This window comes from Marivivens donghaensis, assembly GCF_030410045.1.
Lineage (GTDB): Bacteria > Pseudomonadota > Alphaproteobacteria > Rhodobacterales > Rhodobacteraceae > Marivivens > Marivivens donghaensis.
Window position 1 is genome coordinate 26,091 of sequence record NZ_JAUFRA010000001.1, and the last position, 16,500, is coordinate 42,590.

Genomic DNA, 16,500 nt, shown 5'->3' on the forward strand with positions numbered 1-16,500 from the left:
CTTAGCGCGTACGTCGCAGGTAAACGTAATACGCGCCATGCCCGCCGTGTTTGAGGTGGGCGGGCGTAGTCTGCAGAACCAACCGCCCCAACGGCGGCAGACGGAGCCACTGTGGTACTTGATGCCGCAGAACGCCCATGCGCGTCGGGATCGGACCGCCTTCGTCACGATCCTTGCCTTTCCCCGTGATGACCAAGACCAGTCGATGCCCTTTTTCATGCGATGACAGGATGAAATGGGTCAGCTCGCCATGCGCCTCATGCAAGGTCATGCCGTGCAAGTCGATCCGCGAATCTGGGGAAAGTTTGCCCTTGGTCATCTTGCGGTGGGTTTTGTGGTCCATCGAAACAGGCGCAGCGGCTAGCGCCTCGTGGATCGGGGCAGCGATGTTGTGTTTGGGTTTTATATCCACCTTTGCCCCAACTCGAAACCGAGGGATCGGCGCGGGTGCTGGAACAGGATGATGGGACGGAGCCCGAACAGGTTCATCGGGCGCAACTGTCGGGGCCTCAGATGCTAAACGCGTTGCAGTGCTAGCCACCTGATCCCAAAGAGCTTTTTCCTCAGCGGTTAGCTGACGGCGACGGCGGGCCATCAGATGACCTCAGGGACCAATGCATAGGCCATCTGGATCGGCAAAAGCATGATCATGCGACCCGTATCCTTTATTTCGCCCGCTTCCAGACCAGCCTCAACGCCCGTGCCGATAAAGATATCAGCCCGCTGTGCACCCTTGATCGCAGAGCCAGTGTCTTGGGCAATCATCAGACGGTTCATCGAGTTTGCGCCGTGACGTTCGATCCAAACAGGTGCGCCAAGCGTCGTGTAGGCTGGATCAACAGCGATAGAGCGCATGGCCGAAATGGACCTGTTCATCGCGCCAAGAGGTCCTTTTTCAGCGGGAACCTCGGTCACGTTGCGGAAGAACACGTAGCTTTCGTTGGTCCAAAGGAGAGCGCGGCCTTCGTCTGGGTTATTGCGGACCCAATTCCGAATGACCGTCGCGCTGACCTGATGTTCGCTATAGATGCCACGTCGGATCAGTTCCTGACCGATCGACGAATAGGGACGGCGATTGTTCCCTGCATATCCCACACGGATAACAGAACCGTCTTGGAGGCGAATACGACCTGACCCCTGAACCTGCAGAAAGAACCGATCAACGGGATCAGCGAGCCACGCAATCTCAAGCCCTTGGGACGCTAGAGCGCCGTTCTCTTCGATCTCTTGGCGGGTTAACCACGGACCAGTTGGGGGCAGGGCGCGGGGTAGGCGGTAAATCGGGTAACGAAAGGTCGCCGTTCGCTGAAGGCTGCCACGCAGTTCAGGCTCAAAATACCCCGTGAACAGCATAGGTTCGCCATCGGTGACCATAACGGGCTTAAAGAACAGCTCGAAAAATCCTCGGGCATCGGACACGTCGTTGGACAGATTACAGAGCGTCGTCCATTCGGGATCACTCATCAGGTCGCAGGTTTCTTTGAATGCAGTAAAGGCAGCGGAATGATCATCCTCTGCCCAACCGTTCAAGTCTGAGAAATTAAGAAGCGTGTAGGTCGTTTCGGCCATAGCCGCCCCCGAAAATAGGGTCAGACAGAACGCTATCGCGCGCCCGACCCGCCGCATCATTCACCTGTAGACACAAGGACCCAGTTCGGATCGTTGCTGCCCATAGCGCGTGCAAATGTCCAGACATCGCGCTGACGTTTGGTGCTGTTTGGCCCCCCTTCAACGATATCACCCGCTTTGTCGCGAACCGTATAGGTGTATTCGCCCGTAAAGCGGATTCCGACTTCGGCCTCTTTGGTGTCGTCGTTGAACTCAACGTCTTGCACTGCAATTTCGGAAATTCCGATAAATGTCGCTTCGACGGTCAGACCTTCTGCTTCACGCGATGCGATCACGTCAGAGAAGGCGTCGTAGATATCTTCAGAGATGAACGGGCGGATCGATGCCACATCGCCTTTTTCAAAGGCCATAAGGATCATTTCATACGCGCCACGTGCACCCTGCAGGAACTCGGAAACGGTGAAGTCTGGGTCAACACGCTTCATCGCAGCCAAAGCATCGGCAGCGGGGCTGGCTTCGGGAACGTTATCCACGATGTCACGGTCTGGGCCGCCCTCAATCACCTCGAAACTGGGACGACGATCAGGCGCCTCGTTTCGTGTGACGGCAGGTTTTTCAAATCCCTCACGGGTCCCAAGAACGCTGCGCAAGCGTAGGATCAGGAAAACAGCAACGCCAGCTAGGACCAGCAGCTGAATTAGGACTCCGTTCATAAGAAAAACCTCTTGTTCATTGGGTGGGCATTCAAAACGCTACCCACCCGACTTATGTATGGCAGAGGCCCGGTCAAGTCCACCACGGGTCAGAAAGGACTTATGATGTGGCTTTTGATACCTTTTGTTGCTGTTCCGATGATCGAGATCGCGCTTTTCATCTCTGTTGGCGGGGCAATCGGGCTTGCTTGGACGCTTCTCATCGTGCTGACGACCGCCGTCATCGGTGCGAATTTGGTGCGGAGCGAGGGCGCAAAGGAACTAGGTAAACTACGACAGAGCTTTAGCAGCCTGAGCGACCCGTCAGAGTCCTTAGCCAGTGGTGCAATGATCCTGTTCGCGGGGGCGCTGCTGCTGACACCTGGATTTTTCACAGACACCGTTGGGTTCTTACTGCTCATTCCGCAGGTGCGGAGCCGCGTTTTTCAGTATCTGCGAACCAAGGTGAACGTTCAGAAGTTCCAATTCGGTGAGCCGCCGCGCCAACAGCAACGGTATGACGATGTGATCGACGGCGACTTTGAACCTGTTGATCCAGACAAACATCCGACCCATCCATCGGGATGGACACGTCATTAACCAGCCCATGAGCATTGAGGGTCTTGGAAAGGCCTGATAGACAATCCCCGACCTTTTAAATGTGGAGTTGCCCGATGGCCGAGACCCAGACCCCCGAAGCGGCGCAGCAGCCGCAAATCAAGAACCGCATCATCGCACAATTCGTGCGTGACATGTCGTTCGAAAACATCCTCGCTCAGAAGGGCGTAAAGGGTGATCCACAGCCAGAAATGGGTGTGAAGGTTAGCCTTGATGCTCGTAAACGTGCAGACAACCAGTACGAAGTCATCACGAAACTCACCGTTTCGTCGAACACCAAAGCCGACAAAGAGCCGCTGTTCCTTCTCGAGCTGGAATATTCTGGTGTGTTCCACATCGAAGGCGTGCCAGAAGACCAAATGCACCCCTACCTGATGATCGAATGCCCGCGTCTGACCTTCCCATTTATTCGCCGCATCGTATCTGACGTCACCCGTGACGGTGGTTTCCCGCCAGTGAACCTCGACACGATCGATTTCGTTGCGATCTACCGTGGTGAAATTGCACGCCGCGTTCAGGCTCAGCAGGCCGAAGCGTCTGCACAGCCTAACTAAGCTTTTTCCAAAGCGCGCCGTCGCCCATCTTACCGATAAATTCGGCGTGGGCGGCGGCTTCCTCTTCGGTGATCCGCGAGGGCAGGGGCGTAGACCGCGGTTTTGGCCGCCAGTCGTCCACTTCCGCAACATTTGTTCTGCTCGACGATTGCGATGACGTTGCCAAAGCAAAGTCAGGCTGACGGCCCCCGATCAGTTCGAGATACACATCCGCCAAAATTTCAGAGTCGAGCAACGCGCCGTGGAGCGTGCGGTTCGAGTTGTCGATGCCAAACCGACGGCACAGCGCATCAAGCGAGGCGGGTGAGCCTGGGAATTTCTTGCGAGCAATCGCTAGCGTATCCAAAGCCTGATCGTTCGGGATCAACGGCAAGCCCATCCAGCCCAGCTCTGCGTTCAAGAATTTCATGTCAAAGCCGGCGTTATGAATGACCAGTTTTGAGTCCTGAATGAAGTCGAGGAACTTCTGGCCGATCTCGGCAAACAAGGGTTTGTCACGCAGCTTAACCTGCCCCGGCTGCGCCTCTTGCGGCGGTTCAAGAAGGTCAGGACCGATGCCGTGGATCTTGAACGCGTCCATAGGCATGGACCGTTCGGGATTGATGTAAACATGAAACGTTTTGCCTGTTGGCATGTGGTTCAACAGTTCGAGACACCCGATTTCAACAATGCGATCCCCACTGTGGGGTTCAAATCCTGTGGTCTCTGTATCGAGAACGATCTCACGCATGGGACTGCCTTGTTTTCAACTCTGCAATCAGGTTTCGCACGGCGGCACGGGTCGCGTCCAGCGTCAGCGTCTCAATGACGTGATCTGCGCGTGCGCGTTTTTCGGCGTCGGGCATTTGCCGCGATAGGATCATCTGGAACTGTTCAGGCGACATCGTTCCACGATCCAAAACGCGTTTGGCCTGAACCTCTGACGGGCAGGTCACGACCAACACGGAGTCGAGCCACGTATCAGCACCTGTTTCGAACAAAAGCGGGATGTCAAAAACGACGAGTTCAGCCTTATTAGTATCTAAAAACTCTGCTCTGTCCGCCGCAACGAGCGGATGAACAATGGCTTCAAGTTTCGGCAATACCCCCACATCATTCGCGATGATCTGCTTGAGTTGATCGCGATCAACAGCCCCATCCACGATGGCATCTGGGAACTCTTGTTCAATCGGCAGAACAGCTGCACTACCTTTCGCGTAGAGCTTATGAACCGTGGCGTCTGCGTCCCAAACGGGCACGCCTTCGTCGCGGAACATGGCGGCCGTCGTGGATTTGCCCATCCCGATTGATCCGGTCAGGCCAAGCTTCCACGTCATGCCAAAATCACACGTCGCGTTTCGTCGTCCACGTCAGGACGATGACCGAACCAGCGTTCAAATCCTGGAACCGCCTGATGAAGCAACATTCCGAGGCCATCGACGGTATGACAGCCAGCCTTTTCGGCCTCATTGAGGAGCGTGGTCCGCAGGGGAGTGTAAACAATGTCCGCGACAATTGTTTTTGGCTTCAGCCCATCAAGGTTCACTTTGAACTCTGGGCCGCCCGTCATGCCCAGCGACGTCGTATTCACCACGGTCGACGCCGAACCAAGGGTCGCAGCAACCTGCACCCACTCGATGACTTTAATCTTTGCCCCGAAATCGTTTTTCAACGCTTCGGCATTCGTCCGCGTGCGGTTCGCGAGTAGGATTTCAGGAACGCCACTGTCCAAAAGCGCAGTGATCACAGCGCGAGCAGCTCCACCGGCACCTAAAACAAGCGCAGGACCTGCATCAGGTTGCCAATCTGGGGCACCTTGCCAGATGGAAGCCGTGAAACCGTATCCATCTGTATTGTCGGCGTAGATCTTACCATCACGGAAGGTCAGCGTGTTTGCGGCGCCGATCATTGACGCACGATCAGTCACAACATCAGCAATCTCGATCGCGCGGATCTTATGCGGGATCGTTACGTTGCAGCCAACAAATCCGAGCTTGTGCATATTGCGAACAGCAACTTCGAAATCGGCAGCTTCGACGTGCATCGGAACATAATGACCCGCGATACCGTATTTTTTTAGCCAATACCCATGCAGGATTGGAGACCGCGAGTGCGAAATAGGGCAGCCGATAACACCAGCTAGGGGGATCTTAACGTCGCTCATGCGGGTAGTGCTCCTCGGACGGTCAAATAGTTTAGGAGCTCGATCATCGGGAGACCGAGCACGTTGAAATAATCACCTTCAATGCGCGACATCAATCGCACGCCTTCTTCTTCTAACTTATATCCACCGACTGACCAGCGGACGGACTCCCAATTGCGATCAACGTAATCGCGCAGAAAGTCGTCAGAAAACTCACGCATCGTTAAACGCACCACACCGACGTGCCGCCAAAGGGGTTCACCATCTTTATAGATGACCGCAGCGGAAAGCAGACGGTGCGTTTTGCCGCGTAGGGTGGTTAGTTGGTCAAGGCACTCGGACGGATCTGCAGGTTTTGACATCACCGAGCCATCTAAATCCAAGACCTGATCACAGCCAATCACCAATGCCCCGTTGGCCTTTAGGCTCACCTTTCGGGCTTTAGCTTCGGCAAGGAAATCTGCAATATCGCGAGGCGATGCTTCTTCTGCTTCTAACGAGGCGCGGATCATCTCTTCGTCGACACGGGGCTTTTCCGTTGTGAAAGGAACCCCTGCGTTGCGCAGCAGGGTTGCCCGAATTTCAGAGCTGGATGCGAGGATGATAGGGTCAGCCATGTGGATAAAACCGCGGATAAACCGATGAGAGTTTGGGTGTTCTTTGGGGAGTTCTTAGGGCTTGACGGCGCTGGGGGCAAATAGCCTGTCATTCATTCCCGATTCCAGCACAGTTCACCAAGATGGGGATAGGATAACTTTGCCATGTGAAACGCAGAGCAAGAATCGACAAAGGACTCCGTCAGCTCCAAGAGTCAATTTGGCGCATGATGCGTTAAACTCTTATTAAACATGGTTAATTTTTATATCCACAGATGAATTCAACCTTGTGGATGCCTGTGAGTATCTGGATAAACTTGGGGAAAATTGCGAATAGCTGTGTTATCCACAGTACAACAATCAAAATCCTTTCTTCTTTCTTTATTTATTTAAGTAAGAAGACCTAAGAGAGGCAAAGAATGATCGATTGGATTCAAGACGCTCTAAGCGCGTCCTATTTTTGGACAAAGAGCCTGCACATCGTTTCGGTCATGTCGTGGATGGCTGGGTTGTTCTATCTTCCACGTTTGTATGTCTATCACGTTGAGGGCCTGAAAAAGCAGGGCGTCGAAGCAGATAGCGATATGGACAAGCTATTCCAGCATCAGGAGCGGCTTTTGCTGAGAGCGATTATGAACCCTGCAATGATCGCCACATGGATTTTTGGTCTAATGTTAGTTTTCACGCCCGGAGTTGTGGGGTGGAACATGGTTTGGCCTTACACCAAAGGTGCATCGATCATTGCTATGACATGGTTCCATCACTGGCTTGGCTATCGTCGCAAGGACTTCATGAATGGAAAAAACACACTGACAGGGCGCCAGTATCGTTTGATGAACGAGGTTCCGACCGTTTTGATGTTGATCATCGTCTTTTCGGTCATCTTTAAATTCTAAATTTGACTCCAACGCGGTCCTGCGCGTAATAGAAGGGCCCTTTCGTCCGAAGGGGACTCTGTCTGTAAAATTTACCAATATGCCGGCCGGATGGCCGCGAAAGGGTTTGTCATGTCGCAAGACCGCCTGAACCTTGCCGATCTCAAGGCGAAAAGCCCCAAAGACCTGCTTTCTGTTGCTGAAGAGCTGGAAATCGAAAATGCATCGACCATGCGCAAGGGCGATATGATGTTCTCGATCCTGCGTGAACGCGCAGATGAGGGCTGGATCATCGGTGGCGATGGCGTGTTGGAAGTTTTGCAGGACGGTTTCGGGTTCTTGCGTTCGCCAGAGGCAAACTATCTGCCCGGTCCTGACGATATTTACGTCTCTCCTGACATGATCCGCCAGTTTTCGCTACGTACAGGCGATACCGTTGAGGGCGTGATCAAGGAGCCGAACGACAACGAACGCTATTTTGCGCTAACCAGCGTTGAAAAGATCAACTTTGAAGACCCTGAAAAGGCGCGTCACAAAGTTGCATTCGACAACCTGACCCCGCTTTATCCCGATGAACGCCTGAAAATGGAGATCGAAGATCCGACCGTTAAGGATCGTTCGGCCCGTATCATCGACCTCGTTGCGCCGATTGGTAAAGGTCAGCGTTCGCTAATCGTGGCTCCACCGCGTACTGGTAAGACGGTATTGCTGCAAAATATCGCCCACAGCATCGAAAAGAACCACCCTGAGTGCTATCTTATCGTACTGCTGATCGATGAACGCCCCGAAGAAGTTACCGATATGCAGCGCTCTGTGCGCGGCGAGGTGGTGTCGTCAACTTTCGACGAACCCGCATCCCGTCACGTTGCTGTGTCCGAGATGGTCATTGAGAAGGCGAAACGCCTCGTGGAACACAAACGTGACGTTGTGATCCTGCTAGACTCGATCACGCGTCTTGGCCGTGCGTTCAACACGACCGTTCCGTCGTCGGGTAAGGTTCTGACGGGTGGTGTGGACGCAAACGCACTGCAACGCCCGAAACGCTTCTTCGGTGCGGCTCGTAACATCGAAGAGGGTGGTTCGTTGACCATCATCGCGACCGCGCTGATCGATACAGGCTCGCGTATGGACGAGGTTATCTTTGAAGAATTCAAAGGTACGGGTAACTCTGAGATCGTTCTGGATCGTAAGGTTGCTGATAAGCGCGTCTTCCCAGCGATGGATATCCTCAAGTCTGGTACCCGTAAGGAAGATCTGCTCGTGGATAAGGTCGATCTGCAGAAAACTTATGTTCTGCGTCGTATCCTCAACCCGATGGGCACGACCGATGCGATTGAATTCCTGATCGGTAAGCTGAAACAAACCAAATCGAACGCTGACTTCTTCGATTCAATGAATAGCTAATCCCCACAAGGAGGATTTGGTTATGGACACGATCTATGCCCTGGCCACGGCGTCGGGCAAAGCAGGTGTTGCTGTCATCCGGATTTCGGGCGGTCTCGCGTTCGAAGCTGGACGGCGGTTGTGTCGTGATCTGCCTCGGGGTCGCGGCTTGCGTCGGATCGTGGACGGGCAGGGCGATCTGATCGACGAAGCCTTGGTTCTGACTTTCGATAAGGGCCGGAGTTTTACAGGCGAAGAGGTTGTTGAGCTCCAACTACACGGTTCACCTGCAATTATCGCTGCGGTTTTGTCCGAGTTGTCTGGTTTCGATGGTCTTCGGCTCGCTGAAGCGGGTGAATTCACACGGCGTGCACTTGAAAACGGGCGTCTTGACCTCGCGCAGGTTGAAGGCCTCGCTGATTTGATCGACGCAGAAACAGAAGCACAACGAAAACAAGCACTTCGTGTGTTTCAGGGAGCTTTGGGTGATAAGGTCATCGCTTGGCGAGAGCGTCTAGTTCGCGCGGCAGCGTTGGTTGAGGCAACGATTGATTTCGTCGATGAAGACGTACCCGTCGATGTGATGCCTGAAGTGACCGAGTTGTTGCGCGGCGTTCAAACAGAAATGCAAACCGAGGCTGAAGGTGTTCGGATCGCGGAACGTATTCGCGATGGATTTGAAGTCGCGATTGTTGGATCACCGAACGTTGGAAAGTCGACACTCCTGAACCGTCTGGCTGGGCGCGAGGCGGCGATTACTTCGGAAATCGCTGGAACGACACGCGATGTGATCGAGGTCCGTATGGATTTGGGCGGTCTTCCAGTCACCGTTCTGGATACGGCTGGCCTGCGTGAGACCGACGATGTCGTCGAAGGTCTGGGGATCGAGTTGGCGCGGAAACGTGCTGAAGCTGCTGATCTTGTTATCTACATGTTGGATATCGGTGAAGATATCTCACAGCATTTTGATAACGATACGCTGATTGTCCGGGCTAAGCAGGATCAGTTTAATGGCTCTGAAATCGGTGTCTCAGGCAAGACGGGCGCGGGTATTGATCGTCTCGTTGCTCTGATTGAAGAGCGACTGGTTGCCAAGACTGCTCGTGTTGGCGTTGCAATGCGGGAACGTCATCGAATTGCGCTCCTGCGTGGGTGTGAGGCGTTGGATACTGCGATTGCGCTCGTGGACAGCGAAACGGGAATGACCGATCTTATCGCAGAAGAGATTCGAACAGCAGCCCGGGCGACAGAATCGCTCACAGGCCGTGTGGATGTTGAAGATTTGCTGGACGTCATCTTTTCCAGCTTTTGCATCGGAAAATAGGAGTGTTTCACGTGAAACATTTGGACTTTGATGTTGTTGTGATCGGTGGTGGTCATGCTGGAACCGATGCAGCACATGCCTCGGCCCGCATGGGTGCGAAAACTGCACTAGTCACGTTGAGCTTTGATTCCATTGGTGTGATGTCGTGCAACCCCGCGATTGGTGGCCTTGGTAAAGGGCACCTCGTCCGCGAAGTTGACGCGCTCGATGGCGTCATGGGCGTTGCGGCGGACATTGCCGGCATTCAGTTTCGTCTGCTGAACCGCAAAAAGGGGCCGGCTGTTCAAGGACCTCGGGCGCAGGCGGACAGAGCTCGTTATAAGGCCGCAATGCAGCATTTGGTCCAGATTCAGCCAAATCTCTCGGTTGTTGAGGGTGAAGCGACCGATCTAATTATGGACGGAGCTCGCGTTGCTGGCGTGATCTTGGACGATGGATCAGAAATTAAAGCACGCGCTGTGGTTCTGACGACTGGGACATTCCTGCGCGGCGTTATTCATATTGGAGATGTCCGAAAATCGGGTGGTCGAATGGGTGATAAGCCTTCGATCAAGTTGGCGGAACGCCTTGATGGTTTTGGATTGCCGCTCGGTCGATTGAAAACTGGCACGCCTCCGCGACTAGATGGTCGAACGATTGACTGGACAGACCTTGAAAGCCAGCCAGGTGATGATGAGCCATCGCTCTTTTCGTTCCTATCCAAGTCCGTCACTGCGCCTCAAATTTCTTGCGGAATCACCCATACAAACGAAAAAACACACGAAATTATCCGCGATAACCTCTCTCGTTCCGCGATGTATGGTGGACACATTGAGGGGATTGGGCCTCGGTATTGCCCGTCGATTGAAGATAAAGTCGTGCGTTTTGCTGACAAATCCTCGCATCAGGTTTTCCTTGAACCAGAAGGTGTCGATGATCCGACGATTTACCCGAATGGCATTTCGACATCGCTCCCCGTCGATGTGCAGGAAGCTTATGTTCGATCAATGAAGGGTTTGGAGAATGTTACGATCCTCCAGCCTGGGTACGCGATTGAGTATGACTACGTTGACCCTCGAGCGCTGAAGCCGACGTTGGAGCTTCGAGATGTCGCAGGGCTATTCTTGGCAGGCCAAATCAATGGTACGACTGGATATGAGGAGGCGGCGGCGCAGGGGCTCGTCGCTGGTCTGAATGCTGCGCGGACTGCCCAAAGCGGCGATGCAATCACGTTCAGCCGTACGAGCAGCTACATTGGTGTGATGATCGATGATTTGATCACCCGCGGTGTGTCCGAACCTTATCGCATGTTTACGTCGCGAGCGGAGTTCCGCCTTTCGTTACGTGCAGACAACGCGGATCAGCGTTTGACCGAATTTGGTCGGGACGTAGGTTGTGTCGGTGATGATCGTTGGGAGACATTCAGCGAAAAAATGTCAGCGATTTCAAATGCACGAGACGTTCTCTCGGGTGTCGCTTTGAGTGCGCGTCAGATCTCGGATACTGGTGTTAAATTGAACCCAGATGGTCCTGGAAGAACTGCTCTAGATGCGCTGTCGCTCGCCGAATTTGAAGATGCCGAATTGCTCGCTCTGGTACCGGAAGCGTCTGAGATCACTACTGAGGTTCGTCAGCAAATCAAACGCGACGCGCTTTATGCTCACTACATTTCCCGTCAGGCAAAGGATATCGAAAGCCTGCGCCGAGACGAAGAAGTACAGATTCCAGAAGGGTTTGAATATACGGGTGTGTCGGGGCTATCGAATGAACTGGCATTGAAGTTAAACCGTGTTCGGCCAACGACCATTGGACAGGCCTCGCGTATTGAGGGGATGACGCCCGCAGCACTTGTTTTGCTGCTCGCGCGGATCAGGAAACACGAAAAGGCGAAGTCGGCATGATCGCAGGTGTAGATGTTTCACGTGAAACATTGGAGAGGTTAGGGGCGTTTGAAGATCTCGTTCGCAAATGGACGAAAAAGATCAACTTGATCGCTCGTAATGACGCCGAGCATATCTGGGATCGCCATATCGTAGATTCCGCGCAGGTTTGGGCGTCCGCGCCAGTCGAATGGAGCCACTGGGTTGATATCGGAAGTGGCGGTGGTTTTCCGGCCATTATCCTTGCGTCTATCGCCGTCGAGAAGAAGCCGGAGGCACGCTTTACTCTGATTGAGAGCGATCAACGCAAGGCGACGTTCCTGCGCACAGCGATCCGTGAACTTGGTTTGAATGCTACTGTCCTAGATGACCGCATCGAATTAGCGCCTTCCCAGAATGCTGATGTGATTTCAGCGCGCGCCTTGGCGTCGTTAACCATTCTACTCGGCTTTGCGGAGCGACATCTGGCTCCAACCGGTGTTGCTGTATTCCAAAAGGGGAAAACTGCAGACGACGAAATAATTGAGGCAAAGCAAACTTGGGCCTTTGATTACAATAAGGTGCCAAGTATCACCAATGGCGATGCTTGCGTGATTTCAATCAAAGGATTTTGCCGTGTCTGATTTGAGCCGGACAACTCAGCCAAAAATTATTGCGGTGGCGAACCAAAAAGGCGGAGTTGGTAAGACAACCACCTCGATCAATCTGGCAGCAGCCCTTGCCGAATTGGGCCGAAATGTTCTGCTTGTTGACCTCGACCCGCAGGGGAACGCCTCGACTGGCTTGGGTATCGAGCCAGATGAGCGGAATGTGACGACCTACGATTTGCTCGTCGGTGAGGAATCACTTTTTGATGCGATTCATAAGACGACTGTCGAGAATCTATTGGTCATTCCCGCGACGACGGACCTTAGCTCGGCTGATATTGAGCTTATTTCCAATGAAAAGCGGAGCTTCCTGCTCCATGACGCGCTGCGCCAGCCTGCAATTGATGCCTTTGCCCTCGATTATATCATCATCGACTGCCCTCCGTCTCTGAACCTTCTGACGATCAATGCGATGGTTGCTGCGGATTCGGTTATCGTGCCGCTGCAGAGCGAGTTTTATGCGCTCGAAGGTCTGTCACAGCTGATGTTGACCATCCGCGAGGTGCGTCTAACGGCGAATCCCGATCTCGCCATCGAAGGTGTTGTTTTGACGATGTATGATCGTCGGAATAACTTATCTCAACAGGTTGAAGATGACGCGCGCGAAAACCTACGTGATTTGGTCTTTAAAACGGTCATTCCGCGTAACGTTCGATTGAGCGAAGCGCCGTCTTTCGCGATGACCATTTTGGAATATGATCCGCAGTCACGTGGCAGTCAGGCTTATCGCGAATTGGCCGAAGAACTAATTGAACGAGAAAAGACATAGGGAGAGGCAGATGGCTGATAAACCGAACCGAAATCGTGGGCTTGGCCGTGGTCTTTCCGCGCTCATGTCGGACGTAACCGCACCTGTTGATCGCAGCACTGGAGCTCCAGCACCGCGCGCCCCTGATCTTATGGTCGCTATTGAACGCATTGAACCGAACCCCGATCAGCCGCGCCGCTATTTCAATGAAGACGCGCTCAATGAACTTGCCTCGTCGATCAAAGAAAAGGGCGTTATTCAGCCGCTGATCGTGCGCAAATCACCGCGAGATGAGGTTAAATACGAAATTGTTGCTGGGGAACGCCGTTGGCGTGCCTCGCAAATCGCTAAACTTCATGAACTGCCTGTCATTGTGCGGGATTTCACCGATACTGAAGTCCTCGAAGTTGCGATCATCGAAAACATCCAGCGCGCTGACCTGAACGCAATTGATGAGGCGGCAGGTTACAAACAGTTGATGGATCGTTTCGGGCATACGCAAGAACAACTGAGCCAAGCGCTGGGTAAGAGCCGTAGCCATATTGCTAACCTGATGCGTCTTCTGAACCTGCCGCAGGATGTTCAGACGCAGGTTATTGAGGGTAAGTTGAGTGCGGGTCACGCACGAGCTTTGGTCGGTAACGATCAAGCCTCTTCTATTGCGCAAAAGATCATTCAGCAGGGGCTGTCCGTCCGCGATACTGAGAAATTGGTTAAAGTGGATCCTGCGAAAGAAAAGGTGGCCCAGAACAATCGCGTTCGTGCTGCTGCAAAAGACCCTGATACAGCCCAACTCGAACAAGAATTGAGCGCGAACCTGAAAATGAAGGTATCGATCGATCATCCAGTTGGTAGCGAAGCTGGCAAGGTGACGATCAGCTATTCGAACCTTGATCAACTCGACGATCTGCTACGGATTTTGTCGGTCGGTTAATCGGCCAGAAGCTCTCGCAGAACACCATTTAGAACGGGCCGCCCAGTTGCAGAGACGCACAGGCGGCCCGCTTTCGTTTCGACAAAGCCCATTTCGGTCATACGGTTAATGTTGTTTGAGAACCGATCTCCGCCTAAAGCCTGTAGGCGATTTAGGTCAACGCCCTCAGTAAGGCGCATACCCATCAAGAGAAACTCCGTAACTGCATCTTCGGCGGTGAGCGCTTCAGATAGAGTTTCACCGCTACCCTTAGTTTCAACTGCATTGAGCCACATCTGGGGAGCAGTATGGGTTTCGGTCGCATGCCTGATGCCGTTGAGCGTTAGTCGCCCATGCGCGCCTGGGCCGATCCCGGCGTAATCGCCGTAGCGCCAATAGATCAGATTATGTTGGCTCTCTGCGCCTTCGGGGGCGTGGTTTGAGACCTCGTATACAGGGAACCCCATTTGATCGCAGATCTCTTGGGTTGCGTCATACATGTCTGCAGCCGCGTCGTCGTCGGGTAGACCACGTAGTTTGCCGACGGCGTAGCGATCACCAAATGCTGTGCCGTCTTCGATTGTGAGTTGATACAACGACAGGTGATCAATGGCCAAAGATAGAGCCTGTTTCAGCTCAATTCGCCAATTTTCAAGCGTTTGGTTTTGCCGCGCGTAGATAAGGTCGAAACTGACGCGATCAAACACATTCCGTGCGACATCGAAGGCTTTCATGGCGTCTTCGACGCTGTGCAATCGACCCAAAGCACGCAAATCGTCGTTATTTAGAGACTGAAATCCCATTGAAACACGGTTGACGCCTGCATCATGGTATCCGTGGAAACGGCTTGCTTCCACGGACGTTGGATTGGCCTCTAGAGTGATCTCGCAGGAGTTGGTCATCCGCCATGTCTTGCGGACTTTGTCGAGGATGGCGTGGACCAATTCTGGATCCATAAGGCTCGGTGTTCCGCCGCCAAAGAAAACTGATTTGAGGATGCGGCCTTGGGTCAATTGTCCGACGCGATCGATCTCGGACAAATAGGCTCGCGCCCAGCGATCTTGGTCGATGGACGCGACGACGTGACTGTTGAAGTCACAATATGGGCATTTCGACTGGCAAAACGGCCAGTGGATGTAGAGCCCAAAGCCCCCGTTTTCCCAATCCTCAGGCAAAGCAACCCTTTACCAGTTTGGCGAACGCGTCCGCACGGTGGCTGATCTTGTTCTTCTCCCAACGGTCCATTTCACCAAACGTGATGTCGTAGCCGTCGGGTTGGAAAATGGGGTCGTAGCCGTGGCCTTGGTCGCCGCGCATCGGCCAAACGATCTGTCCAGACATGATCCCGGGGAACACTTCATCGTGACCATCCGGCCAAGCGAGGACGAGGGTGCAGCAAAAACGAGCGGTCCGTGGGAAGGGGGCGTTAACCTCTTCCAGTTTGGCCCACGTTTTTTCCATCGCCATGACGAAGTCACGGCCGTTCGGCGTTTCGGCCCAGTCTGCGGTGTAGACACCCGGTGCGCCATCTAGTCCGTCGATCTCGATCCCTGAATCGTCAGAGAGAGCAGGCAAACCAGTCTCTTTTGCAGCGTAATGTGCCTTGATCCGAGCGTTTCCGACAAAGGTGGACTCGGTTTCTTCAGGCTCAGATAGGCCATGATCTGCAGCAGAGGTCAGCGTGATCCCGAACGGGCCGAGGAGATCGGCGATCTCCTCAAGCTTGCCTTTGTTGTGAGTGGCAACGACCAGTTCTTTCCCGTCAAACCGCCGTGTCATTTTACGGCCTGAAGCTGGGCTGCAACGAGTTCTGCAATCCCTTTGTCCGCGAGATCCATCAGCTTTGCCATTTGATCACGGGTAAAGGTTGCGCCTTCAGCGCTCATCTGGACTTCGACCAGACGGTCGCCCGCCATGACAAAGTTGCCGTCAACGCCTGCTTCGGAGTCTTCTGGGTAGTCGAGGTCCAGAACGGGCTGGCCCGCGTAGATGCCACAGGACACTGCCGCAACAGGGTTCACCAGCGGATCAGAGATCACGTCGCCAGTCTTCATCAGCTTGTTCACGGCGAGTTTCAATGCGACCCAACCGCCCGTGATCGATGCGCACCGGGTTCCGCCGTCGGCTTGGATTACGTCACAGTCGATTGTGATCTGGCGTTCACCCAGCGCAACACGGTCCACACCAGCGCGAAGCGAGCGACCGATCAGACGCTGGATTTCAACGGTGCGGCCACCTTGTTTGCCTTGCGTGGACTCGCGGCGCATCCGCGAACCCGTCGAACGCGGTAGCATGCCGTATTCAGCAGTCACCCAGCCAAGGCCCGAGCCTTTGATAAACGGAGGCACGCGGTCTTCGATCGTGGCAGTGCAAAGGACATGAGTGTCGCCCACTTTGATCAGGCAAGACCCTTCGGCATGTTTCGTGACACCGACTTCGATTGAAATCGGACGCATTTCATCTATCTGACGACCTGAGGGGCGCATTAAACTCTCCTTTATCTGTTGAGGGTGGGATACGCTGGACGGGTCCGAAAACCAAGCCCGATTGACGCGCCGATCCCCAGCGTTTTAATTGTCTCGCCCTAGGGAAACGCTGAA

19 protein-coding genes are annotated in these 16,500 nt (G+C 53.8%); 9 read left to right on the forward strand and 10 right to left on the reverse strand.

Annotation, left to right across the window (positions count from 1 at the left end; genetic code table 11):
- Position 1: 1 nt before the first annotated feature.
- Genes QWY83_RS00130 through QWY83_RS00140 form a run of 3 tightly spaced genes read right to left on the reverse strand, consistent with a single transcriptional unit; the run spans position 2 to position 2,282 of the window.
- Positions 2-595: a Smr/MutS family protein gene (locus tag QWY83_RS00130; RefSeq protein ID WP_249946583.1), complete on the reverse strand. Its 594-nt coding sequence runs from the start codon at positions 593-595 to the stop codon at positions 2-4.
- Positions 595-1,629: a murein transglycosylase A gene (gene mltA, locus QWY83_RS00135; RefSeq protein ID WP_494337415.1), complete on the reverse strand. Its 1,035-nt coding sequence runs from the start codon at positions 1,627-1,629 to the stop codon at positions 595-597. Before mltA ends, QWY83_RS00130 begins: the two co-directional genes overlap by 1 nt.
- Complete coding sequence (locus QWY83_RS00140) at positions 1,626-2,282, reverse strand: Tim44/TimA family putative adaptor protein (protein ID WP_249946585.1); 657 nt, start codon at positions 2,280-2,282, stop codon at positions 1,626-1,628. Before QWY83_RS00140 ends, mltA begins: the two co-directional genes overlap by 4 nt.
- Positions 2,283-2,387: 105 nt before the next feature.
- Between QWY83_RS00140 and QWY83_RS00145 the strand changes: the two genes are divergently transcribed.
- Both QWY83_RS00145 and secB read left to right on the forward strand, forming a co-directional pair.
- Positions 2,388-2,861, forward strand: coding sequence for an FxsA family protein (locus QWY83_RS00145; RefSeq protein ID WP_249943054.1), 474 nt, complete (start codon positions 2,388-2,390; stop codon positions 2,859-2,861).
- Between the two features lie 74 nt (positions 2,862-2,935).
- On the forward strand, positions 2,936-3,433 hold the full coding sequence (gene secB / locus QWY83_RS00150) for a protein-export chaperone SecB (protein ID WP_249946586.1): 498 nt from the start codon (positions 2,936-2,938) through the stop codon (positions 3,431-3,433).
- On the opposite strand, the gene dnaQ is transcribed toward secB, so the two are convergent.
- The 4 genes from dnaQ to QWY83_RS00170 are packed head-to-tail and all read right to left on the reverse strand — an operon-like array spanning position 3,426 to position 6,172.
- Positions 3,426-4,163, reverse strand: a complete 738-nt coding sequence (dnaQ, locus tag QWY83_RS00155) for a DNA polymerase III subunit epsilon (protein WP_249946587.1) — start codon at positions 4,161-4,163, stop codon at positions 3,426-3,428. The genes secB and dnaQ overlap by 8 nt on opposite strands.
- Positions 4,156-4,749, reverse strand: coding sequence for a dephospho-CoA kinase (gene coaE / locus QWY83_RS00160; protein ID WP_249946588.1), 594 nt, complete (start codon positions 4,747-4,749; stop codon positions 4,156-4,158). The genes dnaQ and coaE overlap by 8 nt, the downstream gene beginning before the upstream one ends.
- Positions 4,746-5,576 carry a shikimate dehydrogenase gene (locus tag QWY83_RS00165; RefSeq protein WP_249946589.1) on the reverse strand — a complete coding sequence of 277 codons (831 nt, stop codon included), beginning with the start codon at positions 5,574-5,576 and terminating at the stop codon, positions 4,746-4,748. Before QWY83_RS00165 ends, coaE begins: the two co-directional genes overlap by 4 nt.
- Positions 5,573-6,172, reverse strand: coding sequence for a Maf family protein (locus tag QWY83_RS00170; protein WP_249946590.1), 600 nt, complete (start codon positions 6,170-6,172; stop codon positions 5,573-5,575). The genes QWY83_RS00165 and QWY83_RS00170 overlap by 4 nt, the downstream gene beginning before the upstream one ends.
- 398 nt (positions 6,173-6,570) lie before the next feature.
- Between QWY83_RS00170 and QWY83_RS00175 the strand changes: the two genes are divergently transcribed.
- The 7 genes from QWY83_RS00175 to QWY83_RS00205 all read left to right on the forward strand — a co-directional run bounded on the left by QWY83_RS00175 (position 6,571) and on the right by QWY83_RS00205 (position 13,921).
- Positions 6,571-7,047, forward strand: a complete 477-nt coding sequence (locus QWY83_RS00175) for a CopD family protein (RefSeq protein ID WP_249946591.1) — start codon at positions 6,571-6,573, stop codon at positions 7,045-7,047.
- Between the two features lie 111 nt (positions 7,048-7,158).
- Positions 7,159-8,430, forward strand: coding sequence for a transcription termination factor Rho (rho, locus tag QWY83_RS00180; protein WP_067552437.1), 1,272 nt, complete (start codon positions 7,159-7,161; stop codon positions 8,428-8,430).
- A gap of 22 nt (positions 8,431-8,452) precedes the next feature.
- Positions 8,453-9,733 carry a tRNA uridine-5-carboxymethylaminomethyl(34) synthesis GTPase MnmE gene (mnmE, locus tag QWY83_RS00185; protein WP_249946592.1) on the forward strand — a complete coding sequence of 427 codons (1,281 nt, stop codon included), beginning with the start codon at positions 8,453-8,455 and terminating at the stop codon, positions 9,731-9,733.
- 2 nt (positions 9,734-9,735) lie between these two features.
- The gene (gene mnmG, locus QWY83_RS00190) at positions 9,736-11,613 is read left to right on the forward strand and encodes a tRNA uridine-5-carboxymethylaminomethyl(34) synthesis enzyme MnmG (RefSeq protein ID WP_249946593.1); all 1,878 of its coding nucleotides are present in this window, start codon (positions 9,736-9,738) and stop codon (positions 11,611-11,613) included.
- Positions 11,610-12,215, forward strand: a complete 606-nt coding sequence (gene rsmG, locus QWY83_RS00195; RefSeq protein ID WP_249946594.1) for a 16S rRNA (guanine(527)-N(7))-methyltransferase RsmG — start codon at positions 11,610-11,612, stop codon at positions 12,213-12,215. The genes mnmG and rsmG overlap by 4 nt, the downstream gene beginning before the upstream one ends.
- Positions 12,208-13,008 carry a ParA family protein gene (locus QWY83_RS00200; RefSeq protein WP_249946595.1) on the forward strand — a complete coding sequence of 267 codons (801 nt, stop codon included), beginning with the start codon at positions 12,208-12,210 and terminating at the stop codon, positions 13,006-13,008. Before rsmG ends, QWY83_RS00200 begins: the two co-directional genes overlap by 8 nt.
- A 10-nt stretch (positions 13,009-13,018) precedes the next feature.
- Positions 13,019-13,921 carry a ParB/RepB/Spo0J family partition protein gene (locus QWY83_RS00205; RefSeq protein ID WP_249946596.1) on the forward strand — a complete coding sequence of 301 codons (903 nt, stop codon included), beginning with the start codon at positions 13,019-13,021 and terminating at the stop codon, positions 13,919-13,921.
- On the opposite strand, the gene hemW is transcribed toward QWY83_RS00205, so the two are convergent.
- The 3 genes from hemW to rph are packed head-to-tail and all read right to left on the reverse strand — an operon-like array spanning position 13,918 to position 16,386.
- Positions 13,918-15,075 carry a radical SAM family heme chaperone HemW gene (gene hemW, locus QWY83_RS00210; protein ID WP_249946597.1) on the reverse strand — a complete coding sequence of 386 codons (1,158 nt, stop codon included), beginning with the start codon at positions 15,073-15,075 and terminating at the stop codon, positions 13,918-13,920. The genes QWY83_RS00205 and hemW overlap by 4 nt on opposite strands.
- Entirely contained in the window at positions 15,068-15,679 is a 612-nt protein-coding gene (rdgB, locus tag QWY83_RS00215) for an RdgB/HAM1 family non-canonical purine NTP pyrophosphatase (RefSeq protein WP_067552419.1), read from the reverse strand. Before rdgB ends, hemW begins: the two co-directional genes overlap by 8 nt.
- Complete coding sequence (gene rph / locus QWY83_RS00220; RefSeq protein WP_105236183.1) at positions 15,676-16,386, reverse strand: ribonuclease PH; 711 nt, start codon at positions 16,384-16,386, stop codon at positions 15,676-15,678. The genes rdgB and rph overlap by 4 nt, the downstream gene beginning before the upstream one ends.
- Between the last annotated feature and the right edge of the window lie 114 nt (positions 16,387-16,500).

Coding starts and splice junctions, on each gene's coding strand:
- QWY83_RS00130 (WP_249946583.1), bottom strand. CDS start 595: ATGGCCCGCCGTCGCCGTCAGCTAACCGCTGAGGAAAAAGCTCTTTGG.
- mltA (WP_494337415.1), bottom strand. CDS start 1,629: ATGATGCGGCGGGTCGGGCGCGCGATAGCGTTCTGTCTGACCCTATTT.
- QWY83_RS00140 (WP_249946585.1), bottom strand. CDS start 2,282: ATGAACGGAGTCCTAATTCAGCTGCTGGTCCTAGCTGGCGTTGCTGTT.
- QWY83_RS00145 (WP_249943054.1), top strand. CDS start 2,388: ATGTGGCTTTTGATACCTTTTGTTGCTGTTCCGATGATCGAGATCGCG.
- secB (WP_249946586.1), top strand. CDS start 2,936: ATGGCCGAGACCCAGACCCCCGAAGCGGCGCAGCAGCCGCAAATCAAG.
- dnaQ (WP_249946587.1), bottom strand. CDS start 4,163: ATGCGTGAGATCGTTCTCGATACAGAGACCACAGGATTTGAACCCCAC.
- coaE (WP_249946588.1), bottom strand. CDS start 4,749: ATGACGTGGAAGCTTGGCCTGACCGGATCAATCGGGATGGGCAAATCC.
- QWY83_RS00165 (WP_249946589.1), bottom strand. CDS start 5,576: ATGAGCGACGTTAAGATCCCCCTAGCTGGTGTTATCGGCTGCCCTATT.
- QWY83_RS00170 (WP_249946590.1), bottom strand. CDS start 6,172: ATGGCTGACCCTATCATCCTCGCATCCAGCTCTGAAATTCGGGCAACC.
- QWY83_RS00175 (WP_249946591.1), top strand. CDS start 6,571: ATGATCGATTGGATTCAAGACGCTCTAAGCGCGTCCTATTTTTGGACA.
- rho (WP_067552437.1), top strand. CDS start 7,159: ATGTCGCAAGACCGCCTGAACCTTGCCGATCTCAAGGCGAAAAGCCCC.
- mnmE (WP_249946592.1), top strand. CDS start 8,453: ATGGACACGATCTATGCCCTGGCCACGGCGTCGGGCAAAGCAGGTGTT.
- rsmG (WP_249946594.1), top strand. CDS start 11,610: ATGATCGCAGGTGTAGATGTTTCACGTGAAACATTGGAGAGGTTAGGG.
- QWY83_RS00205 (WP_249946596.1), top strand. CDS start 13,019: ATGGCTGATAAACCGAACCGAAATCGTGGGCTTGGCCGTGGTCTTTCC.
- rdgB (WP_067552419.1), bottom strand. CDS start 15,679: ATGACACGGCGGTTTGACGGGAAAGAACTGGTCGTTGCCACTCACAAC.
- rph (WP_105236183.1), bottom strand. CDS start 16,386: ATGCGCCCCTCAGGTCGTCAGATAGATGAAATGCGTCCGATTTCAATC.